This is a genomic window from Brevundimonas sp., assembly GCF_036732845.1.
In the GTDB taxonomy this organism is placed as follows: Bacteria; Pseudomonadota; Alphaproteobacteria; order Caulobacterales; family Caulobacteraceae; genus Brevundimonas.
Map to the genome: position 1 here is coordinate 47213 of NZ_DAINBO010000012.1, position 26508 is coordinate 73720.

Below are 26508 nucleotides of genomic sequence, written 5' to 3' on the forward strand. Positions count from 1 at the left end.
ATTTCGGTTTAGCCGCCCGGCGCCGTCGGGACCAGCCCGACCGAGGCCGGGACGTCCTTTTCGCCGCGCGACACCACGGTGGCGCAGACCAGGTCGCCGGTGACGTTCAGCGTGGTGCGGCACATGTCCAGGAAGCGGTCGACGCCCAGGATCAGGCCGATGCCCTCGGCCGGCACGCCCACCATGACCAGGATCAGGGCGATGACCGGCAGCGAACCGGCCGGAACGCCCGCCGTGCCCACGCCGCCCAGGATGCAGACGAACATGACGATCAACTGCTGCTGCAGGCTGAGGTCGACGTTGAAGAACTGGGCCAGGAACAGCACGGTCACCCCCTCGAACAGGGCGGTGCCGTTCTGGTTGGCCGTGGCGCCGACGGTCAGGACGAAACGCGAGATGCGGCGCGGCAGACCCAGCCGGGTCTCGGCCACCCGCAGCGACACCGGCAGGGTGGCGTTGGACGAGGCGGTCGAGAAGGCCACCACGATCGGCTCGCGCACGCCGTTGAAGAAGCGGAACGGGTTCATCCCGCCGCCGATCCATACGGCCAGCGGATAGACCACGAACATGTGGATCGCCATGGCGCCCACGGCCACGGCGGCATAGGCGCCCAGTCGGACCAGCAGGTCCCAGCCGAACACGGCGGCCAGGTTGAACATCAGGCAGGCGATGGCGATCGGGGCCAGTTTGATGACCATGTTGATCAGCTTCATCATCACCTCCAGCACGCCTTGCAGCGTCTCCTGGAGCACGTCGGTCGCCCGCGACTTGGCCATGACCAGGCCGATGCCGAAGAACAGGGCGAAGATCATCACCGGCAGGATCTGGTTCTCGGCCGCCGCCGCGACGACGTTCGAGGGGATCATGTCCAGGAAGAACTGGCCGGCCTCGATGCTCTTGGGCGCATTGCCGACGATGCCGGCGGCGCCTTCCGCGCCCTCGGCCAACAGGCGCTGGGCCAGGGCCGGATCGACTCCGTCGCCGGGCCGGAAGTAGTTGACCATGCCCAGGCCGATGGCCACGGCGATGCCCGAGACGATGATGGTGAACAGCAGGGTCTTCCAGCCGACCCGCCCCAGGGCCTTCAGATCGCCCATCTCGGCCACGCCGGTGACCAGGGCCGCGAACAGCAGCGGCAGGACCAGCATGAACAGCAGCCGCAGGAAGATCTGGCCGACCGACTGGATCAGGTCCATCGCCCACGGCAGGACCTCAAGCCCGTTCAGATTGACGTACAGGCCGCCGCCCAAGCCGACGGCGAAGCCCAACAGCATCCATACGTAGAGCGGAATTCCGCCCCGCTTCGTCGTTTCCATCGGCTCCCCCTTTTGACCGGCTCTCATTATGTCGGACAGAAATCTAAGCCCAGTCGGACGCGGGTCCAACCGAACCGATTTCGGCCTAGCGAATCGGCAGGCCGTAGATCAGCCCGCCCGGCCGTGCGTTCCATTGTGCGTTCAAGCCGCGCGCCAGGTCGAGAGGCGATTGCGGGCCGATGTTTCGCTCGAAAATCTCGCCGTAATTGCCTGTAGTCTGTATGGCTTTCAGCGCCCAGTCCTTGCGAAGCGTCAGCATCGGGCCGAAGTCACCCTCGGTCCCCAGCAGGCGGCGCACGCGCGGGTCGCGGCTTTCCCGCGCCATGGCGGCGGCGTTGTCCTGGGTCACGCCCAGCTCTTCGGCCAGGATGACGGCGTTCAACGTCCAGCGCACGACAGAGACCCATTGTTCGTCGCCGCGCCGCACCACCGGTCCCAACGCCTCCTTGGAGACGACGTCGGGCAGGATGGCGTGAAGCTGGGGGTTCGACAGGGTCGAGCGCGCCGCGGCCAGGGCCGAGATGTCGGCGCTGACGGCGTCGCAGTCTTCGCGGTCATAGGCCCGGCGCGCCTCTTCCTCGCTGGCCGTCACGACCGGCGTATAGGTGATGCCGCGCGCGCGGAAATAGTCGTCGGCGTTCAGCCGCGTGGTCGATCCGGCCTGGACGCAGACCCTGGCGCCGTCCAGTTCGGCCGCGCTGGACAGGTTCAGCGCGCGCCGCACCAGGAACCCCTGACCGTCGTAATAGTTGACCCCCGCGAAGACATAGCCCTCGCCCGCCTCGCGGCTCATCGTCCAGGAGGTGTTGCGCCACAGGACGTCGATGCGGCCGTCGCGCAGCGCAGGCAGACGCTGCGCCGCGTTCAGCGGCACGAACCGCACCGCGTTCCCGTCACCCAGAACGGCGGCGGCCAGGGCGCGGCAGAAGTCGACATCGAACCCGCGCCAACGCCCGCGATTGTCGGTATAGGCGAAACCGACCAGCCCCTCATGCACGCCGCAGGTCAGGCGTCCGCGCCGTTTGATCGCGGCCAGGGTCGGGCCGGCGGCGATGCGTTCGACGGCGTCGGATTTTCCGGCGTCCGTGCGCACGGCGGTCTCGGCGGTTCGGTCTTCGGCGGGGCGCTCGCAGGACGCCAGGGACAGGGCGCTGATCGCCGCCGTCGCCGCCGTCATCCATCGCGTTCCTCGCATGCGTCGCTCCTCGCTCGCCTTGCGCCCCGTGGCTTTAGAGGCTTTTGAAGGCGCGTCCGCAACCCTTGGAGGGGACAAGCGTGCCGCTTTCCGACCGAACCCGCCTGATCGCCTCGGCCACCGCGCGCGGCCGGGGCCGCCGCCCGGTCAATCCGCCGATCGAGCGCGCCTCGACCATGCTCAGCGACGATCCGGCCAGGATGTGGGATTCGACCGACGGTCCCGTCTATGGCCTGGACGGCACGGGTGCGGCGCGGGCGTTGCGATCCGCCATCGCCGATCTGGAGGGCGCGGCCGAGACCTGGCTGGTTCCCTCGGGCCTGGCCGCCGTGACCGTGCCGCTGATGGCCCTGTTGAAACCGGGCGACACGGTGCTGGCCACCGACGGCGTCTATGGCCCGACCCGCCGCTTCCTGACGCGCTGGATGGCCCAACGCGGGATCACGGCCCGCTTTCACCCGGCCGACGCCTCGACCGAGCAGATCGTCGGCATGATCGACGCGAGCACCCGCCTGCTGCTGATCGAAAGCCCGACCAGCCTGACCTTCGACATGGTCGATGTGGCCGCCCTGGCCGCCGCCTGCCGGGCGCGAGGCGTGCTGACGGCCATGGACAACGCCTGGGGCGCGGGTCTGGCCTTTCGGCCGCTGGCGCACGGCGTGGACGTGTCGATCCATCCGCTGACCAAATATGTCGGCGGCCATTCGGACCTGCTGATGGGCGCGATCTCGGTCATCGATCCCGACATCGGCCGCGCCGTCGCCGAGACCATCGAGGACCAGGGCTGGCACGTGTCGCCCGACGACGCCTGGCTGGCCCTTCGGGGCCTGCGGACCCTGTCGGTGCGCTATGCGGAGCAAGGCCGGTCGGCGCGGGCCGTCGTCGACTGGCTGGAGGCGCAATCGGAAGTGTCGCGCATCCTGTGGCCCGCCCTGCCCCGCGATCCCGGCCACGCGATCTGGACGCGCGACTACTCCGGCGCGGCCTCGCTGTTCAGCGTGGTGATGAAGGGCGGAACGACGGCCCAGGCGCACGCCCTGATGCAGGCGCTGAGCCTGTTCGGCCTGGGCTATTCCTGGGGCGGGTACGAAAGCCTGATCACCCACGAGACGCCGCAACTGAGCCAGCGCGCCCATCCGCCCGCACTGGAGGGCCAGTTGATCCGCCTGCACATCGGCCTGGAGGACCCCGCCGACCTGATCGCCGATCTGGAAGCGGGTCTCGCCGCCTGGCGCGCCCTGCAGGACTCGAACCTGCAACCGTCCGCTTAGAAGGCGGGTGCTCTATCCGGTTGAGCTAAGGGCGCCTGCACAGGCAGACGCGATGTGGCTAGGGGAATCCCCGTCGCGGCTCAAGTGGCGAGCGGCCGCGTCGTGAGCGGCAGCCGCACAAACACGCGCCTCAAGCAGCGGAGCGGCCGCGTCGCGAGCGTTAGGCGCACAACACGCGCCTCAAGCAGCGAGCCGCCGCGCGGCGAGCGTTAGGCGCAGCAAGAATCAATGCGTCCAGGGCTGTTTGCGGCCCGGGGCGAAATTGTCGGCATAGGCCTTCAGGATCATCGGCGGATCGTTCGGCTCATGCAGTCTGAACGGAATGCCGTGGCGTTCGGCGTAGGCGACGGCCTCTTCCTGGCTGTCGAAGGTCAGGCGCACCTGGCCGTTCATGTCGGTCGAGGAGGTCCAGCCCATCAAGGGGTCCAGGGTCCGGGCCGAGGCCGGTTCAAACTCCAGCCGCCAATCGAGGCTCTTGGCCTTGCCCGACTGCATGGCGGTCTTGGCGGGGCGATAGATGCGAGCGAGCATGGGCGGCCTCAGGTCTTGGACGGCCGGTGCATAGCAGCCGGTCAGGCGGGCGTGAAGGTCAGGGCCACGCCGTTGTTGCAATAGCGTTTGCCGGTCGGCCGCGGGCCGTCGTCGAACAGATGCCCCTGATGCCCCAGGCAGCGGGCGCAATGGTATTCGGTGCGCGGGATGCCGATGGCGAAATCGGTCTTGGTCCCGATGTTCTCGCGGATCGCGGTGTGAAAGCTGGGCCAGCCTGTGCCCGAATCGTATTTCCACCGCGACTGGAACAGGGCCAGGCCGCAGCCCTTGCAGGAAAAGGTCCCGCGCCGATGCTCGTCGTTCAGCGGGCTGGTGAAGGGCCGTTCGGTGGATTCGTGACGCAGCACCCGCCACGAGGCGTCGTCCAGACGACGGCGCCATTCGACGTCGCTGATCCGGCGAAAGGGCGAGGCGGCGTATTGCGCCTCGGACGCATCGGCCGCGCCAGGCGAACAGGCGCCCATGGCGGTAGCCGCAACACCCAGCAGCAGATGACGGCGTTGGATCGGGGTTTCCATGGTGGAGATACGTCGGGATGCAGATGGCGGTTTCAAGTCCTTCTCCCCTTAGGGGAGAAGGATCACTGCAGCCCCGCGCCCTCATCCAGGCCCAGCATCAGGTTCAGGTTCTGCACCGCCGCGCCTGAGGCGCCCTTGCCCAGGTTGTCCAGCAGGGCGACCAGCCGCGCCTGTTCGCCGTTGCGGTCGCCGAACACGTGCAGGCGCAGGCGGTTGGTCCCGTTCAGTCCCTCGGGCGTCAGGCCGGTCAGGGTCTCGGTCTCTTCCAGATCCGCGACCTCGACGAAGCGGGCGCCGTCATAGGCTTCGACCAGGGCGCCGTGGATCACCTCGATCGACGGCCGCTCCGGCAGGGCCGACAGGTGCAACGGAACCTCGACCAGCATCCCCTGGCGATAGTTTCCTACCGCCGGAGAGAACAGCACCGGGCGCGACAATCCGGCGTGTTTCGTCATCTCGGGCACGTGCTTGTGCTTCAGCGTCAGGCCATAGGCGCGGAAGGGGTCGGGCGTCCCGTCCTCGAACTCGGCGATCATGGCCTTGCCGCCGCCGGAGTAGCCGCTGACGGCGTTGACCGCGACCGGCCAGTCGGCGGGGATCAGGCCCGCGCGCACCAGGGGCGCGACCAGGCCCAGAAAGCCGGTCGGATAGCAGCCGGGGTTGGAGACGCGGGTCGAGGCCGCGATCCGCTCGCGCCAGCCGGGCGCCAGTTCGGGAAAGCCGTAGGTCCAGGCGGGATCGACGCGATAGGCGGTCGAGGCGTCGATGACCCGCACGGCCGGATTGTCGATCATGGCCACCGCTTCCCTGGCCGCATCGTCGGGCAGGCACAGGATGACGGCGTCGGCGCCGTTCAGCGCCTCGCGCCGCGCCGCGACGTCGCGCCGGCGGCCGCCCAGCAGGATCAGCTCTAGATCCGCCCGGCCCTGGACCCGCTCGCGGATCTCCAGCCCCGTGGTCCCGGCCTCGCCGTCGATGAAGAGGGTGTGGGTCATGTCGAGGCTCCTAGCCCTTCTCCCCTTGCGGGAGAAGGTGGCAGGCCCAAGGCCTGACGGATGAGGGGTTACGCGGGTCTGTCAGTCTGTGGCGAGCATTCGCTTCGAGGCGGTGGTGATCGCGTCAATGACTTCCCATGGTCGGTTCTCGATCTGGCCGTTGGAAAACCTCAGCACGAGAAAGTTCTCGTCGGTGAACCAAGCGTCTCGTTCGGCGTCATGGCTTGCGCGATCTTCATGAGATGGACCATCCGCCTCGACGATCAAGCGGTGACGAAGACAGACGAAATCAGCGATGTAGCGACCGATCACAACCTGTCGCCGGAACTTCAGGGTTTCCAGTCGTCGGTCCCGGAGCAGCCGCCAAAGCCGTCGCTCGTAGAGCGCCGGTGCACGGCGCATCTCTTTGGCGCGAGCCGTGAGCCAATCGTCCATTTTCCGACGCTAACGCGACGGAAAGGCTGGCGCGACCCCTCATCCGTCAGGCTTCGCCTGCCACCTTCTCCCACAAGGGGAGAAGGGCAAAAGAAAAAGGGCGCTTCGGGTTTCCCCGAAGCGCCCTGATCCAAACCGATGTGAAACGGCTTAGCGCTTCGAGAACTGGAAGCTGCGGCGGGCCTTGGCGCGGCCGTACTTCTTGCGCTCGACGACGCGGCTGTCGCGGGTCAGGAAGCCGTGCGGCTTCAGAACCTTGCGCAGCTCCGGCTCATAGTGCGTCAGGGCGTGCGACAGGCCGTGGCGGATGGCGCCGGCCTGGCCCGACAGGCCCGAACCCTCGACCGTGCAGATCACGTCGAACTGGGTCGCGCGGTCGGTGACGGTCAGCGGCTGGGCGACCATCATCTGCAGCACGGGGCGGGCGAAATAGGCGGCCAGCTCCTTGCCGTTGACGGTGATCTTGCCCGAACCCGGCTTCACCCACACGCGGGCGATGGCGTTTTTGCGCTTGCCGGTCGAATAGGCGCGGCCCAGCTTGTCCAGCTTCTGGACGGCGGGGGCGGCGTCTTCGGCGGCCGAGGACATGCCCTTCAGGGCGTCGAAGCCGGTGGCGGCTTCGGTGTTGGCGACGTCGGTCATGCTCAGACGCTCCGGGTGTTCTTGGCCGACGCCGACGCGAAGTCGATCGTCTGCGGGTTCTGGGCCTGATGGGTGTGCTCGGCGCCGGCGAACAGGCGCAGATGCGTCATCTGCGCGCGGGCCAGCGGGCTTTCCTTGGGCAGCATGCGCTCGACGGCCTTTTCGAGCACGCGCTCGGGGAAGCGGCCGCCCAGCACCTTGGCCGGGGTGGTCTCCTTGACGCCGCCCGGGTGGCCGGTGTGGCGGTAATAGACCTTGTCGGTGTTCTTCTTGCCGGTGAACACCACCTTGTCGACGTTGGTCACGACGACATAGTCGCCGCAATCGACGTGCGGAGTGTAGGTCGGCAGGTGCTTGCCGCGCAGGCGGTTGGCGATGAAGGTCGCGAGACGGCCCACCACGACGCCTTCGGCGTCGATATGGATCCACTTCTTCTCGACCTCGGCCGGCTTCAGCGAAGCCGTGGTGCTCTTCAGCATGACTGAGGGTTCCTTGGGAGGAGGCGAAAACTCTGGCCCGGCCGGAGGTCGGACGAGCGGAAGGCGCGCTGATAGAGGATGCGGACGGCCCGGTCAACACCGATCACGCCGCGTAATTCGTTATACAGTATTGATTTTACGCAGTTTTCTATATACGGTATTAAAATACCCGATCATTTCGGACTTTTCACGGCCACGGCGGGGCGTCCAGCAGGGCGATCGCCTGGCGCACATAGACGGCGTGGATCACGACGCCCAGGTCCAGCCGGTCCTGCCCCACCAGCACCTCCTGGGTCAGGACGCCGGCGATGAAGGGGTGATCCGGCTCGGGCTTGCCGGGGGCGCTGCGAGCCGCCGGGGTCCAGAACACCGGCCCGCCGGAGTTGCCGGGAAAGACCGTGAAATCCAGCAGGAAGGTCGGAAAGGCCGCGACGGGCGACAGCGGCCAGGACGCCACCCGTCCGACGCGCAGGATCGGAAACCCGGCCCGGTTCGCCGACAGGCCGCGCGGAAAGCCCAGGGCGAACAGCTCGTCGCCCGGCCCGACCTGATAGGCCGCCAGGGTGTTCTCGTCGGCCAGCCAGCCCAGGGGGATGGCGGCGCGGGCGAACTCGGGCGGGGCCTGCACCTCCATCACCGCGATGTCGCGGTCGGGGTGGCGCACCCACAGCGGTTGATCGTCGAAATCGCGGATGACCAGGGGACGCGGCTCGAACTTCCACGCCCCGTCCGGCAGGGCCGTGCGCCAGCCGATGCGCGCCTGTTTGTCGGCCATCTGGTTCAGCACATGGGCGGCGGTGACCAGAACGGTGCGCGGCGTGCCGTCGGGCCTGGGCGCCGCGATCAGAAAGCCGGTCCCGACCGTGCGCGTCCCCTGCCCGTCCGGCTGATCGAGCTGCACCGTCGCATCGACCAGGGCCAGCGTCAGATCCCAGGCGGGCCGCGCCTGCACGACGGCGGACGGCGGCTCGGGCGGCGTCTGAAGTTCGATCCACATGCGCCACACCATCCTTGAGCTTTGTTCATTTGACGGCGTCCGCCGCGCCGCACAAGGTCGCGCGCATTTGCAAGTCGGGAGCTGTTTCCATGAACCGCCGCGAACTGATCGCCTCATCCGCCGCCCTGGCCGTCGCCGCTGGCGCCTCGCCCGTGCTAGCGAAGGCCGCCCAACGCTCAGGAACCCCGATGCCCGTCCCGCCCGTCGCCAAGAAAATTCCGGTTCGCATCGAACAGTTGGGCCGCGTCCGGGTGGACGACTATCAGTGGCTGAAGGACGACAACTGGCAGGCGGTGCTGCGCGATCCCAGCCTGATCAAGACGGATGTGAAGGACTATCTCGTCGCCGAGAACGCCTATCGCGAGGCGATGATGGCCTCGACCCTGCCCATGCAGGCGGCGATGTTCGAGGAGATGAAGGGCCGGATCAAACAGGACGACAGCTCCGTCCCCTCGCCCGACGGCCCGTGGGAATACTACAGCCGCTTCCGCACCGGCGATCAGCATCCGCTGTTCTGCCGTCGGCCCCGTTCGGGCGGCGACGAGCAGATCCTGCTCGACGCCAACGCCCTGGCGGCGGGCAAGGCCTATTCCAAGATCGCCGCGACCGGCTATTCGCCCGACCATGCCCTGTACGCCTATGCCGAGGACGCCCAAGGCTCCGAGGTGCACAAGATCTATGTGAAGGATCTGGCGACCGGAGAGGTCCTGGCCGACGTCATCGACAGCGCCACCGGCGACTTCACCTTCTCGCCCGACAGCCAGTGGATCTTCTGGACCAACCGCGACGACAACGGCCGCCCGGACAAGATCTTCCGCCGCCCGGCGCGCGGCGGCGAAACGACCCAGGTCTATCAGGAAGACGACGAGGGCATGTTCCTGGGCGTCGGCCGCACCTCGGACGACCAGTTCATCCTCGTCGGCATCCAGAACCAGGAGACCAGCGAAAGCCGCTATATCCCCGCCGCCGACCCGACGGCGACGCCCCTGGTGCTGGAGCCGCGCGTCGTGGCCCGCAACTATGACGCCGATCACTGGGGCGACCGCTGGGTCATCCGCACCAATGCCGACGACAGCATCGACTTCAAGGTGGTCCAGGCCCCGACCGGATCGCCGGGCAAGGCGAACTGGACCGACCTGATCCCCCACACGCCGGGCCGCTACATCGAGAACGTCACCCTGTCGTCGGGCCATCTGGCGCGCCAGGAACGGGCCGACGCCAACACCCGCATCATCGTGCGCGACCGCGCCGGCGCCGAGCATGAGATCGCCGTGGACGAACCGGCCTATGCGCTGAACCTGATGGGCTGGTCCGAGTTCGACAGCCCGATGATGCGTTACGCCTACAACTCGCCGTCCACGCCGACCTCGACCTTCGACTACGACATGACGACGCGCGAACGGACCCTGAGGAAGGTGCAGGAGGTGCCGTCGGGCCACGACCCGGCCGACTATGTGGTCGAGCGGTTGAACGCTCCGGCGTCCGACGGCGAACTGGTGCCGGTGACGATCCTGCGCCGCAAGTCGACGCCGGTGGACGGTTCGGCCCCGGTGCTGCTGTACGGCTACGGCAGCTATGGCATCCCGATGTCGGCCAGTTTCTCGACCAGCCGCCTGTCGCTGGTGGATCGCGGCTTCATCTGGGCCATCGCCCACATCCGCGGCGGTTCGGACAAGGGCTGGGGCTGGTTCCTGAACGCCCGACGCATGACCAAGAAGAACACCTTCACCGACTTCATCGCCGCCGCCGAACACATGATCGACCGCGACTACGCCCGCGCCGGCAACATCGTCGCCTACGGCGGTTCGGCGGGCGGAATGCTGATGGGGGCGGTGAACAACATGCGGCCCGAGCTGTGGGCCGGGGTGATCGGCCAGGTGCCCTTCGTCGACGTGCTGAACACCATGAGCGACACCAGCCTGCCGCTGACGCCGCCGGAATGGCCCGAGTGGGGCAATCCGATCGAAGACGCCGCCGCCTACGACTACATCGCCAGCTACAGCCCCTATGACAACATCGAGGCCAAGGCCTATCCGGCGGTGCTGTCGGTCGGCGGCCTGTCCGACCCGCGCGTCACCTATTGGGAGCCGGCCAAATGGGTCGCGCGCCTGCGCCCGGCGACGACCTCGGGCAATCCGATCCTGTTGAAGATCAACATGGAGGCGGGCCATGGCGGGGCCTCGGGCCGGTTCGACTATCTGAAAGAGGTGGCGGTCGACTACGCCTTCGCCGTCTGGGCCGTCGAAAAGGGCTGGACGCGCGCGTGACCCTGACCGTCAGGCCGGCCGTCCAAGCCGACCTGGCGGCCGTCACGGCCCTCTATGCGCATGAGGTGCTGACCGGCGTCGCCACCTTCGAGGAGACGCCGCCGACCCTGGTCGAGATGACGACGCGGTTCGAGGCGGTGCGCCGTCACGACCTGCCATGGCTGATCGCCGAGATCGACGGCGACTTCGCCGGCTACGCCTACGCCACGCCGTTCCGGCCGCGCGCCGCTTATCGCTGGTCGGTGGAGGAGTCGATCTATGTCGCGTCGGACTTCCAGGGACGCGGGGTCGGCCGCGCCCTGTTGGCGGCGGTGATCCAGGCCTGTCGCGCGCGCGGGATGCGTCACCTGATCGCAGCCGTCAGCGGCGACGGCTCGGCCGCCTTCCATGCCGCGCAAGGCTTTCGCCACGCCGGAGCCTATCGCCAGGTGGGCTACAAATTCGGGCGCTGGCTGGACGTCGACCTGATGCAGCTCGATCTGCTGCCGGACGGAGCGCCGCCCGCGAGCGAGGGGCTGCGGCTTTGACGCCGATCCCGCGCGCCTGATGGCCAACCGGCCCAGGCTCGCCAAGCGGCGCCGTCCCGACTACACCTTGGCTGGGTTTCATGTCGGGGGAACGAAATGAACAAGCACATCCTGTTGGCCGCCACGGCCCTGTCTCTGGCGGTTCCGGCCTGGGCGCAGACGCCGCCCGCGCCGCAACCTCAACCCGCCGCACAACAGGCCGCACCCCCGGTGCCCGACGCCGCGCCGCCTTCGTCGCAAGCGGCGGCGGTCCCCGCCCCCGCGCCCGCCGCGCCCTCGACCGACAAGCCCAAGTGGGATGTCCAGAACCCGCCGGGACCGCACCATGACGCCCGCCTGGACGTCACCGAGGGCACCTGGATGTCGATCGACGTCAGCCCGGACGGCCAGGAGATCGTCTTCGACCTGTTGGGCGACATCTATGTCATGCCGATCAGCGGCGGCGAGGCGCGCGCCATCGCCAGCGGCGTCGCCTGGGACATGCAGCCGCGCTATTCGCCCGACGGCCGCCGCATCGCCTTCACCTCCGACCGGGGCGGCGGCGACAACATCTGGGTGATGAACCGCGACGGTTCGGACCCCAAGGCCGTCTCGACCGAGACCTTCCGCCTGATCAACCAGCCCGAATGGACGCCGGACGGCGAGTTCATCGTCGGCCGCAAGCATTTCACCTCGTCCCGGTCGCTGGGCGCGGGCGAGATGTGGCTGTTCCACCGTTCGGGCGGCGGCGGCGTGCAGATGACCGAGCGCCGGACGCAACAGAAGGATTCGGGCGAACCCGCCTTCTCGCCCGACGGCCGCTATCTGTATTACAGCGACGACGCCACGGCGGGCGGGGTGTTTGAATACTCCAAGGACCCGAACGGCCAGATCTATGTGATCCGGCGCCTCGACCGTCAGACCGGCGAGACCGAGGAGTTCGTCTCGGGTCCCGGCGGGTCGATTCGCCCGACGCCGTCGCCCGACGGACGCTCCTTGGCCTTCATCCGGCGCGTTCGATACCAGTCGGTGCTCTACATCCTTGATCTGGAGTCCGGCCGCGAGACGCCGATCTATGACGGCCTGGACCGCGACCTTCAGGAGACTTGGGCCATTCACGGCGTCTATCCGGCCATGAGCTGGACGCCCGACAACCGGTCCATCGTCTTCTGGGCGGGCGGCAAGATCAAACGCATCGACGTGGCCTCGCGCGCCGTCAGCGACATCCCCTTCCACGTCGCCGACACCCGCCGGGTGACCGAGGCCGTGCGCTTCCCCGTCGAGGTCGCGCCCGACCGGTTCGACGTCAAGATGATCCGCTGGGCGCGCACCTCGCCCGACGGCTCAAAGGTCGTGTTCGAGGCTCTGGGCAATCTGTGGATTCGCGACCTGCCGAACGGAACGCCGCGCCGCCTGACGCGCCAGACCGACCATTTCGAGCTGTATCCCGCCTGGTCGCGCGACGGCCGGTCCATCGTCTATTCGACCTGGGACGACAGCGACCTGGGTTCGATCCGCGTGGTTCCCGCATCCGGCGGCGAAGGCCGCACTGTCACCACCCGCCCCGGCCACTATGTCGAACCGGCCTTCTCGCCCGACGGCCAGACCATCGCCTATCGCGCGACCAGCGACGGCTTTTTGACCACGGCCCTGTGGGGCCGCGAGCCGGGCATCTATCGCATCCCGACGCGCGGCGGGCAGGCGGTGCGCGTGACCGACGAGGGTCAGGCGCCCCAGTTCGGCGCCGCCGGCGACCGCATCTTCTATTCCGATCAGGACGGCGAGAATCGGGTCCTGAAGTCGGTCGATCTGAACGGCGAAGACGCGCGCACCCACCTGTCGTCGCAATACGCCGCGGACTTCGTGCTGTCGCCCGATGAGCGCTGGGTGGCCTGGAACGAGCGGTTCAACGGCTTCGTCGCCCCCTTCGTGCGCACCGGCCGCACCGTGACGCTGAACGCCGACGGCAAGGCCCTGCCGCAACGGCGGGTCACCCGCGACGCCGGCGACTGGATGCACTGGTCCGGCGACAGCCGCAGCCTGAGCTGGTCGCTGGGACCCCAGCTCTATTCCCGGGCGCTGAACGAGACCTTCGCCTTCGAGCCGGGCGCGCCCGAGACCCTGCCCAAGCCGCCCGAAACCGGGATCAACCTGGGCTTCAGCGTCGAGGCGGACAAACCGGCGGGCCGCCTGGTCCTGACCGGCGCCCGCATCATCACCATGCGCGGCGACGAGGTGATCGAGGACGGCGTCATCGTGGTCGACGGCAATCGCATCACCGCCATCGGCCCGCGCGCCTCGGTCCAGATTCCGGCCGACGCCACGGTCATGGACATGGCGGGCAAGACCATCATGCCCGGCCTGGTCGACGCCCACTGGCACGGCTCGATGGGATCGGACGAGATCATCCCGCAGCAGAGCTGGGTCGACTACGCCTCGCTGGCCTTCGGGGTGACGACCATCCATGACCCGTCCAACGACACCAGCGAGATCTTTTCGCACTCTGAACTGGGCCGTGCGGGCCGCGTGGTCGCCCCGCGCATCTTCTCGACCGGCACCATCCTGTATGGCGCGGCCACGCCGTTCACGGCCCAAGTCGACAGCCTGGACGACGCCCTGTCCAACCTGCGTCGGATGCAGGCCGTCGGCGCCTGGAGCGTCAAGAGCTACAACCAGCCGCGTCGCGACCAGCGCCAACAGATCCTGGAGGCCGCGCGGCAACTGGGCCTGATGGTCGTGCCCGAGGGCGGATCGCTGTTCCAGCACAACATGACCATGGTCGTGGACGGCCACACCACGGTCGAACACTCGATCCCCCTGGCGAACCTGTATGACGACGTGCACCAGTTGTGGCGTCAGACCCAGGTCGCCTACACCCCGACCCTGGTGGTGGCCTATGGCGGGGCCTATGGCGAGAACTACTGGTACCAGGAGAGCCGGGTCTGGGATCATCCGATCCTGCGCCAGTACGTCCCGCGCCGCATCCTGGACGCCCGCGCCCGGCGCCCGCGCACAGGCCCGGACAATGAGTGGAATCACATGTCCGTCGCCCGTGAGGCGCGCCGTCTTCAGGATCAGGGCGTCTCCATCCAACTGGGCGCCCACGGCCAGCGCGAAGGCCTGGCCGCCCATTGGGAGATGTGGTCGATGCAGCAGGGCGGCATGACGCCGATCCAAGCCATCCGCGTCGGCACCCTGAACGGCGCGCGCGCCCTGGGCATGGACCGCGACATCGGCTCGCTGGAGGTCGGCAAGCTGGCCGACATGGTGGTGCTGAACGCCAATCCGCTGGACAATCTGCGCAACACCACGTCCATCGCCTTCACCGTCGCGAACGGCCGGGTCTACGACACCCATATGGACGAGGTCGGCCGCCGCTCGCGTCCGCGTGCGCCCTTCTGGTTCGAGGGCCAGGACGGCGAGGCCGCCAACCCCGGCGCCACGATCACCGACGGCCACGGCCACGACTGACGCAAGACGGCTCGTCGTCGCCAAGGCGGCGAATCCATGAACCTCGTCACCCTCGGGCTTGTCCCGAGGGGCCATGGGGCTGCGGGCTGAACCGGGGGCTGTGTGACCGCTGGCGAAGACCATCCGCGTTCGAGGATGACGCAAGGATAGGCCCTCGGGACAGGCCCGAGGGCGACGGAGCCTTGAAGCCTTGACGGATCACGCCTCAGGCGGCGGGTCGGCGTCTCGATGTCAGGAGGCGGTGGCTGGGGAACTAGGACTCGAACCTAGAATGACGGTACCAAAAACCGGAGTGTTACCATTACACCATTCCCCAGCAGGACCGGCGCCCGCAGGGCCATGGCCCCGCGAGGCGGTGGAGATACGCCAAGGCCGCGGTGGATGCAACACCCGCTTTTCCGACAATTTTCGCTCGACCATTTTTGCTTCGGATTGATCCGAACCGAATCCAAAAAATGGTCCAGATCAATGCTGGAGCGAATATCTGAGTTCAGATGCGATCGCATCTGAACCGATTTCGCTCTAGCGCGAAAACGGCGCTTGCGGCCCCCCGGACCCCTCGCTATAAGCCGCGACCTCAAGTCGGAGTGTGGCTCAGTCTGGTAGAGCACTGCGTTCGGGACGCAGGGGTCGCAGGTTCGAATCCTGCCACTCCGACCATCTTATTCCCGCCCATCGAAGCGATCAGCCGGCCCGATCCGCGGCCGCCTTCAGGCGCGCCCCGGCCGCCTCGATCAGGCGTTCGCCCAGGGCTTGGCGGCGGGCCAACAGTTCGGGCGAACCGGCGTCGTAATCGGCCATCAGCCGCTGCACGAACGATCCGTCGCGCACCTCGGTCAGCACATCGTCCATCGCCGCCTGCGTCGGCTCCCCGATGACGCGCGGCCCGGTCAGATAGGCGCCGTATTCAGCCGTGTTCGAGATGCGGCCGAAAGCGCCCGCGATTCCCCGCTCGAACATCAGATCGGTGACCAGCTTCAGCTCATAGAAGCATTCAAACCACGCCACCTCGGCCGGATAACCGGCCCGGACCAGCGTCATGAAGGCCCGGTCGACCAGTTCCGACACCCCGCCGCACAGCACCACCTGTTCGCCGAACAGGTCGCTTTCGCACTCGGCGGCGAAGGTGGTCTCCAATATGCCCTTGCGTCCACAGCCCAGGGCCGCCGCATAGGATAGGCCGACGCCGCGCGCCGCGCCCGTCGCGTCCTGATGCACGCCGAACAGGCAGAACACCCCCTCGCCCGCCTCATACAGGTCGCGGATGCGCGGCCCGATGCCCTTGGGCGAGACCAGGATGACGTCGATGTCCGGTCTCGGCTCGACCAGGCTGAACCGCACCGACAGGCCGTGAGCGAAGATCAAGGCCGCGCCCGGCTTCATCGCCGGGGCCAAGTCGTCGCGCCACAGGTCGCGGTGGCCCTCGTCGGAGACCATCACGGCCACGACGTCGGCGCCGGTCGCGGCCTGACCCGCCGTCATGACCGTAAAGCCGTCCGCCTGGGCCTTGGCGCGCGTCGGCGACCCGTCTTTCAGGCCGATGACGATGTCGGCCACGCCGCTGTCGCGCAGGTTCAGGGCGTGGGTCCGGCCCTGACTGCCGTAGCCGATGACGGCCACCCGTTTCGACCGAACGATCGACAGGTCGCAATCGCGATCATGGAAAACCGGCAGCGGCGTGCTTAGTTCTTGCGTCATGGCCCAACACATAACCGCTTCCGCCGTCATCGCCTTCTGGAAAGACGCGGGTCCCGCCCGCTGGTACGCCAAGGACGCCGCCTTCGACGCCCTGTTCCGCGATAGCTGCCGCGCCGCCCACTGGAGCGCGGCCCGGCGTGAACTGGACGACTGGATGAACACGGCCGAGGGCGCCCTGGCCCTGCTGATCCTGCTGGATCAGTATCCGCGCAACAGCTTTCGGGGCACGGGGCATCAGTTCGCGACCGATCCCCTGGCCCTGCGCTTCGCCTATGACGCCATCGCGCGCGGCTATCTGGCGGCGTTCGACATCGACCTGCGCCAGTTCCTGCTGACCCCCCTGATGCACTCCGAACGGATCGAGGATCAGGACGCCCTGCTGCCTCTGTGCGCGGACATGGCCGAGACGCTGAAATACGCCCAAATCCATCGCGACATCATCGTCCGCTTCGGCCGCTTCCCGCACCGGAACGCCGCATTGGGCCGCGAGACGACCGTCGAGGAGCAGGCCTTCCTGGATCAAGGCGGCTTCGGCGGCTGATCCACAAGCGCGTGCCGCCGCCTTGCGGAAAGGGCGCGCGCGAATCGATTCGGCGAGTCACTCTGGGCGCATGAACGCTCAGATCCTGATGGCGGAGATCGAGGCCCGCACCGGCGCCCTGCCGGAGGCCGCGGCCGATCATCCTGAGTTCCAGTATCTGAACCTGTTGCGCGACATCCTGGACAACGGCGTGCGCCGCGACGACCGCACCGGCACCGGCACCCTGGGGGTGTTCGGCCGTCAGATGCGTTTCGACCTGGCCAAGGGCTTTCCGCTGCTGACCACCAAGAAGCTGCACACGCGGTCGATCATCGTCGAACTGCTGTGGTTCCTGCGCGGCGAGACCAACATCCGCTGGCTGAAGGAAAACGGCGTCAGCATCTGGGACGAATGGGCCGACGCCCAGGGCGACCTGGGACCCGTCTATGGCAAACAGTGGCGCAGTTGGACCGCCCCCGACGGCCGCGTCATCGACCAGATCACCAAACTGGTCGAAGGCTTGAAGACCAATCCCAACAGCCGCCGCCATCTGGTCAGCGCCTGGAACCCGGCCGACGTCGACGACATGGCCCTGCCGCCGTGCCATTGCCTGTTCCAGTTCTTCGTGGCCGACGGGAAGCTGAGCTGCCAACTGTATCAACGCAGCGCCGACGTCTTCCTGGGCGTGCCGTTCAACATCGCCAGCTATGCCCTGCTGACGCTGATGATCGCCCAGGTGACGGGGCTGAAGCCGGGCGAGTTCATCCATACGCTGGGCGACGCCCACCTGTATCTGAACCATCTGGAGCAGGCCGAGACCCAGTTGGCCCGCCAGCCCCTGCCGCTGCCGACCATGACGTTGGCGGATCAGGACGACCTGTTTCAATTCAGTGTGGAGGATTTCGCGCTAGAAGGGTATCAAGCTTGGCCGCACATTAAAGCTGCGGTCGCGGTCTGAGAACGAACTTGTCCAACCCTGCGATTTCCGGCTTCAAAAACCGAACCATCATAATTGCGCTTGTCGGCGCAATCGTCGGCCTCCTCATGCTGCTTGCATCTGGAAGGCTTGAAGATGTGTTCTGGAAAGGGTTTCTCTCATCCCTAGCATCGGTGTTGTTGATTTCTGGCTTGACGAGTTTTTTGTATGAATTTTTCGTTCGATCTGAGTTTATAGATATAATTAAAAATGAACTCAACAGCATCAATGATCGCCTAAACCTCAACAGGGGCGAAGATGACGTCGGATTGGTTCGCGTAGACAGCGACTCTGGCCATTATGATTTTTCAAAGATACTTGAATCAGACGGAGACATTTCTATCGTTCTGAATGATGGTCGGACTTGGATAAGCACAAGATCTGAACCTCTCAAGGCTCGATTCACAAGACCCGCCAAGACAACATTCATATTACTCGATCCTTCATCGGAAGGAGTGGCACTTATGGCGAAAAAACAGGGCACGTCAGCGCCGGCCATTAAACATAAGATTGCTGAAGCAATTAGAATGATCAAAGAGTACGGGGGAAACTCAGACAAGGTCACTATCGTTGGCCACGACCTGTTCAATCCATATAGCTTGTTTATCTCTTCAGAGCTTGCAGTGATTACGCCTTACTTCGCCTCAAAAGGTCGACGGCCTGTTCCAGCATTCTTTTTCGAGAAAGGTGTAAGCCGAAAATACTATGACGAACTGAGCGATGATCTTAGCATTCTGATAGCTGGCTCACGCGATATATCGACTTTCGAATTCGATCTAACAGAATAGACATAGATCATTTTGCTCCTGTCCCATCTGTCTGCCTCGGTGCTGAAAATCTCCGACATCTACGCCGCCGAGCACGGCATCGACCGCGACCGCGACTGGGCGCTGTTGAAGCTGCAAGAGGAGCTAGGCGAGTTGACCGCCGAGCATCTGCGGCTGTCCGGGCGGGCGCGCGGCGAAGCCGATCCCAAGGCCCTGGCGGATGAGGCGGCGGACGTTCTGGGGATGCTGCTGATCTATTGCGACGGCGCTGGGATCGATCTGGAGCAGGCCATGCGGGACAAATGGCTGAAGTGGCTGGCTGTCGAACGTTGAGGCGGGCCTCGGCGCCCCGTTGAACGCACGCCGTTCCGTAAATCTGGTCATGGCCGGCAGACTCGGCCCAGGCTCGGCCCGACCCGCGCATGGCGGGCCGATACGAGGGAGGGCGTCATGATGAAGCGGTTCACGGCCGAGCTGATCGGCACTCTGGTTCTGGTTCTTTTCGGATGCGGGGCGGCGGTTCTGGCCGGGCCGGAGGTGGGCCAGTTGGGCATCGCCCTGGCGTTCGGCTTCGCCATCGTGGCCATGGCCTATGGCATCGGGCCGATTTCGGGCTGCCACGTCAATCCGGCGGTCAGCCTGGCGATGTTCGTCGCGGGCCGAATGTCGGCCAAGGAGATGGGCGTCCATTGGGTCGCCCAGTTCATCGGCGCCGTGATCGGCGCGGGCATGCTGGCCATGATCGCCAAGACCGGCATGGCCAATCTGGGCCAGAACGGTTGGGGACCAGGCTATCTGGGCGAATATTCGCTACAGGCCGCGGCCCTGTTCGAGGTGGTGATGACGGCGATCTTCGTCATCGTCATCCTGGGCGTCACCGGAGCCAAGGGGCACGGCGCCTTTGGGGGCCTGGCCATCGGCATCACCCTGGCGGCCATCCACATCGTCGGCATCCAGGTCACGGGCGTTTCCGTCAATCCCGCCCGCAGTTTCGGCCCGGCCGTTCTGGTCGGCGGACAGGCCTTGTCGCAGCTCTGGCTGTTCATCGTCGCTCCGGCCGTCGGCGCGGTGATCGGCGGCCTGCTGTTCCGGCTGAAAACGCTGGAACCCGAGGCCTGATCTCGTCAGAAGGGGGCGGTCCCGACAGGGCCGCTCCTTTCCATACGCCGCGAGGTCCGTCTTGCCCCTGCCCGCCCTGGTCCTGGTCGTCGCGCGCGACAAGAACGGCGTCATCGGCAAGGGCGGCGACCTGCCCTGGCGGCTGCGCAGCGACCTGCAACGGTTCAAGGCCGTGACCATCGGCAAGCCCTGCATCATGGGCCGCAACACCTGGGAGAGCCTGCCGCTGCGGCCCCTGCCCGGTCGGTTGAACATCGTCCTGACTCGCGACGAGGGCTATGCCGAGGCGGGCAAGACCAAGGGCGCCCTGGTCGTCACCAGTCTGGACGAGGCGATGGAGATCGCCCGCGAACAGGCGATGGAGGACGGCGTCGACGAGATCTGCGTGATCGGCGGTCAGGCCCTGTTCGCCGCCGCCCTGCCGCGTGCCAAACGGCTGTACATCACCGAGGTCGAGACCCAGGTCGAGGGCGGCGACACCTGGTTCCCGCCTTTCGACGCCGGGACCTTTGAAGAAATATCCTCGGAAGCCGTCGCGCCGGGCGAGAAGGACGACCACGCCATGGTCTTCCGCGTCCTGGAACGGCGCTAGCCAGGCGCAGACGCGGCTGCTGAAAAGCGAGCCGCATCGCCGTTCAGCCTGTCGTCAGGGTCCGACGCAATCCTGGTAGATGCCCGAACAGGTCCAGTAACCGCCGGTGACCTCTCCATTCGGCCCATAGGTGGTCGTCCAGAAGCAGTTCAGTTCGCAGTCATCCCCGCCGCGCGCCAGGGCCGCTTGAGGCGCTGAGATCAGAGCCGGGCTGGCGAGCAGCATGGCGAGAACAAACTTTTTCATCATTCAACCCTTCTGCGTGAGCGTTCGTGTCTCACAACTTAAGGTTTATGCGAATGTGTACGAAGACAACTCACGAGTGAGTTACCCTCGCCCTGCGCCAAGCTTCAGCGCCTCTTGAACCGCGCAAGCCACCGCGTCGAACCGCCCGGCGATCTCGCCGTTCGGGCTTGTGATGACGACCGGGCGGCCCGCGTCCCCGGCCTCGCGTACGGCGGCGTCCAGCGGCAGGTCGCCCAGGAAGGCCACGCCCAGCCGCGCCGCCTCGGCTTCGGCTCCGCCCCGACCGAAGACCGGCCCGCTCATGTTCTCGATCAGTCCCAGGGTGGGCACGCCGACCTTCTGGAACAGGGCGTGGCCGCGCCGCGCGTCGGCCAGGGCCACCTCCTGCGGGGTCGAGACGATGACGGCCCCGTCCAGCGGCGTCTTTTGAATCAGGGTCAGTTGCACGTCGCCCGTGCCCGGCGGCAGGTCGACGACCAACACGTCCAGCGGCGCCTCGGCGGTTCCCCAGCGCGTCTGGGTCAGCATCTGGGTGATCGCCTGGCTGGCCATCGGCCCGCGCCAGACCATGGCGTCGTCGGCCTGGGTCAGCAGGCCCACGGACATGGCCTTCAGCCCGTGGGCGACGTGCGGCTCCATCGCCCCGTCGCGGTATTCCGGCTTGCCCGATAGGCCCAGCATGGTCGGCAGGGACGGGCCATAGACGTCGGCGTCCAGAATTCCGACCGACAAGCCGCGCGCCGCCAGGGCCGCCGCCAGATTGACCGCCACGGTCGATTTGCCGACCCCGCCCTTGCCGCTGGCGACGGCCAGGACGCGGCGCACATGAGCCGGGCGGTCGGTCGGGACCGGCGCCTTGGGCCGCCCCTGCTCCACGGCCGCCTTCGACAGGCCGGCGGTGCGCGGACGCGGCGCCTGAACCGGCGGCGCGGGCGGCGGGCCTTCGTCGCTCAGGACCACCAGCACCCGCTGGACCCCCGGCAGAGCCGTCAGGGCGGCCTCGGCCTGGTCGCGGATCGCCGCATAGTCGCCCTTGCGTCCGGGCGGCACGTCCAGGGCGCAGCCGGCCCGGTCGTCGGCCGCCACCACGCCGCGCGTCAGCCCGGCCGTGACCAGCCCTTGGCCCGACACCGGGTCGATGATTTGATCCAGAGCGTGAAGAACGGCGTCGCGATCGGGCACGGGATTGGTCCTGCGCTTGCGGGAAAGGGCTTTGGCGTCACATATCGGAAGCCGCGCCCCCGAACCAACCGCCGTGAGCGAAGTTGCCGCACCCCTGCATCACCCTGATCGCCGGTCCCACGGCCTCCGGCAAGTCGCGCCTGGCGCTGGAAACCGCCCTGGCGACGGGGGCGGTGATCCTGAACGCCGACAGTCAGCAACTGTACGCCGACCTGAACGTCCTGTCGGCCCGTCCCTCGGCCGAGGACGAGACCGTGGCCGAACACCGCCTGTACGGCGTCGCCGACGCCGTCGACGCCTGGTCCGTCGGACGCTGGACCCGAACCGTCCTGCCCGAGCTGGCCGCGCTGGAGACCGAGGGACGTCCGGCCCTGTTGGTTGGCGGGACGGGTCTGTATTTCCTGTCCCTGACCCGCGGATTGGCGGACATCCCACAGGGCCAGCCCGAGGTTCGAGAGCGCATCCAGGCCCGCTACGACGCCGATGGCGAGGCGGATTTTCGACGACGCCTGGCCGAGATCGATCCCGCGTCCGAGACCGCCATCGCCCCCGGCGACCGCCAGCGCCTGATCCGCGCGCTCAGCGTTCACGACCAGACCGGCCGCACGCTCAGCGCCTTCAAGGCCGACACCCGCCCCCTGATCGCGCCCGACCGCTGGACCGGCCGGGTGGTGGAGCCGCCGCGCGACCACCTGTACGCCGCCTGCGACCGACGCGTGGACGTGATGATCCAGACCGGCGCGATGGACGAGGTCCGCGCCCTGCTGGACCGTCGCCTCGATCCCGCCCTGCCCGCCATGAAGGCCGTGGGCGTGCGCGAACTGGGCGCGCATCTGGCAGGCGACATCACATTGAATGACGCCGTCGTGGCGATGAAACAGGCCACCCGCAACTACGCCAAGCGCCAGTTGACCTGGTTCCGCAACCAGACGCCGGATTGGCCGCGCCATCCCGGCTTCGCCTAGGCTCTTCAACAATTAACCCGCACGCCCTATATGGGTCCTGTCCGGGTTCGCCCGGACTATGGCGATAAACGCGCCTGTAATAAGCGGACCGGACCCGGGTGCGATTCCCGGCGGCTCCACCATTTCTCCCCGCGTTATCGGCGGAGCGAGCATGGGGCCGACTAGCATCGACGGACGTGTAAAGAGGACTGCTTTCGCCCGTTCTGGCCCACCGTATCGGGCCTTTAAACTACCTGCGAACGATAACTTCGCTGAAGAGATCCGCCTCGCCGCGTAATGCGGTTCGGTTGATTTCGACCTTTAAGTCCTAGGGGTTCAGATCCCTGGGCGGGGCCTGTCGGGAGCCTGGCAACAGAATCCCGGCGCTTTTCCTCGCCGACCCGCTGCTTTGTGACCGCGCGCCGTCTTCCGTATGCGCGCCCGCGCCGCTATCAACACCGCGAGCCACAGGATCACCGATGCCCCAGGAAAAGCCCCCCGTCGACGAGATGCACTATGAGCAACTCGCCCAGGACGCATTGCGGGGCGTGATCCGTGCGGCGCTGGAGCGCGCGGCCAGTCCTGGCGGCATTCCCGGCGCCCACCATTTCTACATCACCTTCAAGACCCGCGCGCCCGGCGTTTCGGTGCCGCCCGACATCCTGGCCAAATACCCGGACGAGATGACCGTGGTGCTGCAACACCAGTTCTGGGACCTGGCGGTCGAGCCGGACCTGTTCTCGGTGATGCTGAAATTCGGCGGCATGCCCAAGGTGCTGACCGCGCCCTATACGGCCGTCACGCGCTTCTACGATCCCAGCGTCCAGTTCCTGTTGCAGTTCGAGGCGCCCGAGATCCTGGAAGGCGACCCGGAACCCCCGGCGCCCGCGCCCAAGCCCAAACCGTCCGGCGAGGACGGTCCCAAGGTCGTGTCCCTGGACCAGTTCCGAAAGAAGTAGGCCCTTCCCGCCTCGCGCCCGTGGGGTAAGCTGACCGTCGGGCTGAACGGGGGAACGGCATGGGGCGCCGTGTTTTCTGCATCATCACGACCCTGCTGGCGCTGCTGGCGGGTCCCGTCGCCGCACAAACGGCTTCTTCGAGCCGGTTCGACGGCTGGGGCGCGGCCATCATCGCGGCCGATTGGCGCGACAGCCACGGCCAGCCGATCCAGGCCTTCGACAACGCCCGCCGCGATCTGGTGCGCGGCTTTCTGGACGCCGGTTTCAGCCGCGCCGACATGGTCGACTATTCGCTGCGTCCCGACGCCGCCCGTCCGGTCACGGCCGAGACCGCCGCCCAAGGCATGGGCGAACTGTTCGCGCGCACGACGCGGGGCTGTTTTCTCTACATCACCTCGCACGGCTCGCCAGCCGGGGTCGTGTTCGGCCCGGATGTGACGGTCAACACCACGGTGATGGCCAATCTGGTGCGCAACTGGTGCGGGACCAAACCGACGGTGATCGTCATCTCGGCCTGTTTCTCGGGCGTGTTCGTCGACGGACTGGCGGCGTCGAACCGCATGATCCTGACGGCGGCGCGGCGCGACCGCTCATCCTTCGGCTGCGGCGCCGAAGCGACCTATCCCTATTTCGACGGCTGTGTGCTGGAGAGCCTGCCCGGCGCGATCGACTTCCTGGCCCTGGCGGCGGCGACGCGCGCCTGCGTCAGCCGTCGCGAGATCGAGGAGGGCCTGACGCCCGCGTCCGAACCTCAACTGTATGTCGGTCCCGAGATGCAGTTGCGCCTGCCGACGTTGCGCTTCAACCGGGCCGCGCACTGACTTGCCGGACCCTCGATTCCGCATTAGAACATATACAGAACATTTTGGGAGGGACCGATGCTGACCGGGGGCTGCCACTGCGGCGCGATCCGCTATGAGACGGCGGACGAGGCCATCCATCACGCGCTGTGCCATTGCACCGATTGCCGCAAATGCGCGGGCGCGCCCGCCGTCGCCTGGGCGCTGGCCCCCGCCGATCAGGTGAAGATCACCGGCGAACCGGTCTGGTACGCATCATCCGAACATGGGCGGCGCGGCTTCTGCGGCCGCTGCGGGACGGGGCTGTTCTACACCAACGCCGTCATCTTCCCGGACCAGATCGACATTCAGAGCGCGACGCTGGAAGACCCGGACGCCATCCCCCTGCAAGGCCAGATCCAGACGGCCGAGCGCATCGGCTGGATGACCGAGCTGCATCGTCTGCCGTCGTTCGAGCGCTATCCGGGACCGCCGCCGGAGACCTGACCCGCGTCTGGGCGCGGAAAGGCGCGGATGGTGATGCGTTCGCGCGGTCCCTCGCGGCGTTCGACCAGCAGGCGCGCCACCTGGGCGTCGTCGTGAAACAGATAGCCCTTGATCGCGTCCAGCAGGGCCTTGGCCAGATTGTCCAGGTCCATCCACGGCGGATCGCCGACGTGCTCCATCACGATCTCGACGGTGAAGTCGCCCCACGACGGACGCGCCCCGCGCCACTCCTTGCGCATGAACTCATAGACCAGGGGCTTGTAGTATTTGGCCTGGGTGGTCAGGCCGTCGATGGTGATCTCGACCGCCTGACCGGCTTCGCGTGCGCGAACCTTGCCCGTGCCGACCCAGCCGTCGTTCATGAGAATGGCGACCGAACGGGTCGACCAGCCGCGATAGCGGCGACCGCCAAGCGCCGATCCAAGGTCGCCAACTCGCCCTCCATTCGCTGGGCCAGTTCCAGATAGCCCGCGTCATAGACCGACAAGCCGTGCCGATCCGCCACGCCGCCGATTTCGGAAATTCCGGTCTCGCCCAGACTGGGTTCGCATCTGATGTCGAGAGCGAAGAAGACCTCCAGTGCGGTCGTGGACAGGGCTGAACTCAGATGCCCGGCCCGTCGTCTCGTCCGCAATATGTTGCCGACCTCCCATGTCAGCAGGCTGGTGGACATGAAGTCGGTCCCCGAGCGTTCGTCCAGAGTGACGACCACGAACGGCGTGTGCGTCTCCTCAAGCAGGTAGGCCGCAACGAAAGACGCGTCCAGAATCAGTGGCGCGATCAACGTCGGTCCTCGTCTCGCGCGGCGATCAGCTCTTCATGCGTGAAGGGCCGCCCCGCCTCTTGAAGAACCGCGAGACGCAGTTCGGCGGCGCGATTCAAAGCCTCCCGACGGCGCTGAACACGGATTTCGTCCGAGGCCGGAATGATGCGGGCGACGGGCCGACCCCGTTTCAAAACCACCACTTCTTCGCCCCGTTCCGCCGCCTCGATCAGTTCCGAGAAACGGTTTCGGGCTTCAAAGACCCCAACTTCCATGACGCCGCTCCTAGCCAACTGTCTGGCTAGCTTATCACGGACGGCACTGCGCCGGAACGACCCCGACCAGCCGAACCGAGCGGATGACGATCGGCGGGGTCAACTGCTCCTGCCCGTCCGCGGGCGAGGCCTGGATGCGTCGCGCCACGTCCAGCCCGTCGATCAAGCGGCCGAAGGCGGCGAAGCCCTGGCCGTCCGGGTTGCGCGCGCCGCCGAAGTCCAGGCTGGGCGTGTCTTGCGTCACGATGAAGAAGCTGGAGGTCGCCGTGTCCGGCCCGCCGCGCGCCATGGAGATGGTCCCGGCCCGATGATGCAGGCCGGTGTCGCGCGTGCGCTCCAGGGCGATCGGCGGCTGGCTGTCGTCGTCCGACCCGCGCGGCGTCGCCGCCTGGATCACGTCGATGGGGTTGGGGTTCGCCGTATTGGTCTGGCGCACCACGGTGCGGAAGAAGCTGCCGCCGTCATAATCGCCGTCGGTGACATAGCGCAGGAAGTTGCACACCGTCAGCGGCGCATGGTCCAGCGCCAGGGCCACGC

At 67.0% G+C, this 26508-nt stretch carries 30 protein-coding genes, 3 tRNA genes and 1 other RNA gene; 16 read left to right on the forward strand and 18 right to left on the reverse strand.

All coding sequences use genetic code 11. The annotated features are described in order from the left end of the window. Positions 1-8: 8 nt before the first annotated feature. Positions 9-1316: a dicarboxylate/amino acid:cation symporter gene (locus tag V7D63_RS06455; protein WP_333591444.1), complete on the reverse strand. Its 1308-nt coding sequence runs from the start codon at positions 1314-1316 to the stop codon at positions 9-11. An 85-nt stretch (positions 1317-1401) separates the two neighbouring features. Further along, complete coding sequence (locus V7D63_RS06460) at positions 1402-2511, reverse strand: amino acid ABC transporter substrate-binding protein (protein ID WP_333591445.1); 1110 nt, start codon at positions 2509-2511, stop codon at positions 1402-1404. A gap of 80 nt (positions 2512-2591) precedes the next feature. Between V7D63_RS06460 and metC the strand changes: the two genes are divergently transcribed. Beyond that, on the forward strand, positions 2592-3782 hold the full coding sequence (gene metC / locus V7D63_RS06465; RefSeq protein WP_333591471.1) for a cystathionine beta-lyase: 1191 nt from the start codon (positions 2592-2594) through the stop codon (positions 3780-3782). On the opposite strand, the gene V7D63_RS06470 is transcribed toward metC, so the two are convergent. The 8 genes from V7D63_RS06470 to V7D63_RS06505 all read right to left on the reverse strand — a co-directional run bounded on the left by V7D63_RS06470 (position 3741) and on the right by V7D63_RS06505 (position 8412). Beyond that, positions 3741-3817 (reverse strand) — tRNA-Arg (locus V7D63_RS06470). The two genes, metC and V7D63_RS06470, sit on opposite strands and share 42 nt — an antisense overlap. 190 nt (positions 3818-4007) lie before the next feature. After that, positions 4008-4313: an ETC complex I subunit gene (locus V7D63_RS06475; protein ID WP_333591446.1), complete on the reverse strand. Its 306-nt coding sequence runs from the start codon at positions 4311-4313 to the stop codon at positions 4008-4010. Positions 4314-4354: 41 nt separating this feature from the next. Beyond that, complete coding sequence (gene msrB / locus V7D63_RS06480) at positions 4355-4852, reverse strand: peptide-methionine (R)-S-oxide reductase MsrB (protein WP_333591447.1); 498 nt, start codon at positions 4850-4852, stop codon at positions 4355-4357. A gap of 62 nt (positions 4853-4914) precedes the next feature. After that, complete coding sequence (argC, locus tag V7D63_RS06485) at positions 4915-5847, reverse strand: N-acetyl-gamma-glutamyl-phosphate reductase (RefSeq protein ID WP_333591448.1); 933 nt, start codon at positions 5845-5847, stop codon at positions 4915-4917. 81 nt (positions 5848-5928) lie between these two features. Then, on the reverse strand, positions 5929-6282 hold the full coding sequence (locus V7D63_RS06490) for a DUF559 domain-containing protein (protein WP_333591449.1): 354 nt from the start codon (positions 6280-6282) through the stop codon (positions 5929-5931). A 150-nt stretch (positions 6283-6432) separates the two neighbouring features. Further along, positions 6433-6924 carry a 30S ribosomal protein S9 gene (rpsI, locus tag V7D63_RS06495; RefSeq protein ID WP_333591450.1) on the reverse strand — a complete coding sequence of 164 codons (492 nt, stop codon included), beginning with the start codon at positions 6922-6924 and terminating at the stop codon, positions 6433-6435. Between the two features lie 2 nt (positions 6925-6926). Next, positions 6927-7400, reverse strand: a complete 474-nt coding sequence (gene rplM, locus V7D63_RS06500; RefSeq protein WP_333591472.1) for a 50S ribosomal protein L13 — start codon at positions 7398-7400, stop codon at positions 6927-6929. Between the two features lie 190 nt (positions 7401-7590). After that, the gene (locus V7D63_RS06505; RefSeq protein WP_442882117.1) at positions 7591-8412 is read right to left on the reverse strand and encodes a trypsin-like serine peptidase; all 822 of its coding nucleotides are present in this window, start codon (positions 8410-8412) and stop codon (positions 7591-7593) included. Positions 8413-8489: 77 nt separating this feature from the next. On the opposite strand from V7D63_RS06505, the gene V7D63_RS06510 reads away from it, so the two are divergent. The 3 genes from V7D63_RS06510 to V7D63_RS06520 all read left to right on the forward strand — a co-directional run bounded on the left by V7D63_RS06510 (position 8490) and on the right by V7D63_RS06520 (position 14644). Then, positions 8490-10667: a S9 family peptidase gene (locus tag V7D63_RS06510; protein ID WP_333591451.1), complete on the forward strand. Its 2178-nt coding sequence runs from the start codon at positions 8490-8492 to the stop codon at positions 10665-10667. Further along, positions 10664-11194, forward strand: a complete 531-nt coding sequence (locus V7D63_RS06515; RefSeq protein WP_333591452.1) for a GNAT family N-acetyltransferase — start codon at positions 10664-10666, stop codon at positions 11192-11194. The genes V7D63_RS06510 and V7D63_RS06515 overlap by 4 nt, the downstream gene beginning before the upstream one ends. A 96-nt stretch (positions 11195-11290) precedes the next feature. Then, positions 11291-14644, forward strand: a complete 3354-nt coding sequence (locus V7D63_RS06520; protein WP_333591453.1) for an amidohydrolase family protein — start codon at positions 11291-11293, stop codon at positions 14642-14644. A 242-nt stretch (positions 14645-14886) separates the two neighbouring features. On the opposite strand, the gene V7D63_RS06525 is transcribed toward V7D63_RS06520, so the two are convergent. Next, a tRNA-Gln gene (locus V7D63_RS06525) sits at positions 14887-14960 on the reverse strand. 267 nt (positions 14961-15227) lie between these two features. Here V7D63_RS06525 and V7D63_RS06530 point away from each other — a divergent pair. Further along, a tRNA-Pro gene (locus V7D63_RS06530) sits at positions 15228-15304 on the forward strand. Positions 15305-15328: 24 nt separating this feature from the next. Here the strand turns inward: V7D63_RS06530 and ilvC are convergent. Next, complete coding sequence (gene ilvC, locus V7D63_RS06535; RefSeq protein WP_333591454.1) at positions 15329-16342, reverse strand: ketol-acid reductoisomerase; 1014 nt, start codon at positions 16340-16342, stop codon at positions 15329-15331. Between ilvC and V7D63_RS06540 the strand changes: the two genes are divergently transcribed. The 6 genes from V7D63_RS06540 to V7D63_RS06565 all read left to right on the forward strand — a co-directional run bounded on the left by V7D63_RS06540 (position 16341) and on the right by V7D63_RS06565 (position 20316). After that, on the forward strand, positions 16341-16883 hold the full coding sequence (locus tag V7D63_RS06540) for a DUF924 family protein (protein WP_333591455.1): 543 nt from the start codon (positions 16341-16343) through the stop codon (positions 16881-16883). The two genes, ilvC and V7D63_RS06540, sit on opposite strands and share 2 nt — an antisense overlap. An 88-nt stretch (positions 16884-16971) precedes the next feature. Beyond that, positions 16972-17820, forward strand: a complete 849-nt coding sequence (locus tag V7D63_RS06545; RefSeq protein WP_333591474.1) for a thymidylate synthase — start codon at positions 16972-16974, stop codon at positions 17818-17820. A gap of 8 nt (positions 17821-17828) precedes the next feature. Then, entirely contained in the window at positions 17829-18626 is a 798-nt protein-coding gene (locus V7D63_RS06550) for a hypothetical protein (protein ID WP_333591456.1), read from the forward strand. A gap of 12 nt (positions 18627-18638) precedes the next feature. Further along, positions 18639-18938, forward strand: a complete 300-nt coding sequence (locus V7D63_RS06555; RefSeq protein ID WP_333591457.1) for a phosphoribosyl-ATP pyrophosphohydrolase — start codon at positions 18639-18641, stop codon at positions 18936-18938. Between the two features lie 117 nt (positions 18939-19055). Then, positions 19056-19724 carry an aquaporin gene (locus tag V7D63_RS06560; RefSeq protein ID WP_442882118.1) on the forward strand — a complete coding sequence of 223 codons (669 nt, stop codon included), beginning with the start codon at positions 19056-19058 and terminating at the stop codon, positions 19722-19724. Positions 19725-19785: 61 nt separating this feature from the next. Continuing rightward, positions 19786-20316 (forward strand): dihydrofolate reductase, encoded by a 531-nt coding sequence (locus V7D63_RS06565; protein WP_333591458.1) that lies wholly within the window; start codon positions 19786-19788, stop codon positions 20314-20316. A gap of 54 nt (positions 20317-20370) precedes the next feature. Here the strand turns inward: V7D63_RS06565 and V7D63_RS06570 are convergent, their stop codons facing one another. After that, entirely contained in the window at positions 20371-20565 is a 195-nt protein-coding gene (locus tag V7D63_RS06570) for a hypothetical protein (protein ID WP_333591459.1), read from the reverse strand. 78 nt (positions 20566-20643) lie between these two features. Then, positions 20644-21744 carry an Mrp/NBP35 family ATP-binding protein gene (locus V7D63_RS06575; RefSeq protein ID WP_333591460.1) on the reverse strand — a complete coding sequence of 367 codons (1101 nt, stop codon included), beginning with the start codon at positions 21742-21744 and terminating at the stop codon, positions 20644-20646. Positions 21745-21827: 83 nt separating this feature from the next. On the opposite strand from V7D63_RS06575, the gene miaA reads away from it, so the two are divergent. From miaA to V7D63_RS06600, 5 genes are all read left to right on the forward strand, one after another. Continuing rightward, positions 21828-22709, forward strand: a complete 882-nt coding sequence (miaA, locus tag V7D63_RS06580) for a tRNA (adenosine(37)-N6)-dimethylallyltransferase MiaA (RefSeq protein WP_333591461.1) — start codon at positions 21828-21830, stop codon at positions 22707-22709. Further along, positions 22710-23076, forward strand: a transfer-messenger RNA (tmRNA) gene (ssrA, locus tag V7D63_RS06585). 91 nt (positions 23077-23167) lie between these two features. Further along, the gene (locus V7D63_RS06590; RefSeq protein ID WP_333591462.1) at positions 23168-23647 is read left to right on the forward strand and encodes an SspB family protein; all 480 of its coding nucleotides are present in this window, start codon (positions 23168-23170) and stop codon (positions 23645-23647) included. Between the two features lie 59 nt (positions 23648-23706). After that, complete coding sequence (locus tag V7D63_RS06595; protein WP_333591463.1) at positions 23707-24468, forward strand: C13 family peptidase; 762 nt, start codon at positions 23707-23709, stop codon at positions 24466-24468. A gap of 57 nt (positions 24469-24525) precedes the next feature. Beyond that, the gene (locus tag V7D63_RS06600) at positions 24526-24933 is read left to right on the forward strand and encodes a GFA family protein (protein WP_333591464.1); all 408 of its coding nucleotides are present in this window, start codon (positions 24526-24528) and stop codon (positions 24931-24933) included. Here the strand turns inward: V7D63_RS06600 and V7D63_RS06605 are convergent. The 4 genes from V7D63_RS06605 to V7D63_RS06620 form a co-directional block, all read right to left on the reverse strand. Further along, on the reverse strand, positions 24906-25295 hold the full coding sequence (locus V7D63_RS06605; RefSeq protein ID WP_333591465.1) for a RusA family crossover junction endodeoxyribonuclease: 390 nt from the start codon (positions 25293-25295) through the stop codon (positions 24906-24908). The two genes, V7D63_RS06600 and V7D63_RS06605, sit on opposite strands and share 28 nt — an antisense overlap. Next, positions 25292-25717: a type II toxin-antitoxin system VapC family toxin gene (locus V7D63_RS06610; protein ID WP_333591466.1), complete on the reverse strand. Its 426-nt coding sequence runs from the start codon at positions 25715-25717 to the stop codon at positions 25292-25294. The genes V7D63_RS06605 and V7D63_RS06610 overlap by 4 nt, the downstream gene beginning before the upstream one ends. Next, the gene (locus V7D63_RS06615) at positions 25714-25971 is read right to left on the reverse strand and encodes a type II toxin-antitoxin system Phd/YefM family antitoxin (RefSeq protein WP_333591467.1); all 258 of its coding nucleotides are present in this window, start codon (positions 25969-25971) and stop codon (positions 25714-25716) included. The genes V7D63_RS06610 and V7D63_RS06615 overlap by 4 nt, the downstream gene beginning before the upstream one ends. A 34-nt stretch (positions 25972-26005) precedes the next feature. Further along, positions 26006-26508 (reverse strand): peptidylprolyl isomerase (locus tag V7D63_RS06620; RefSeq protein ID WP_333591468.1); only part of this gene is annotated, 503 nt, incomplete at its 5' end.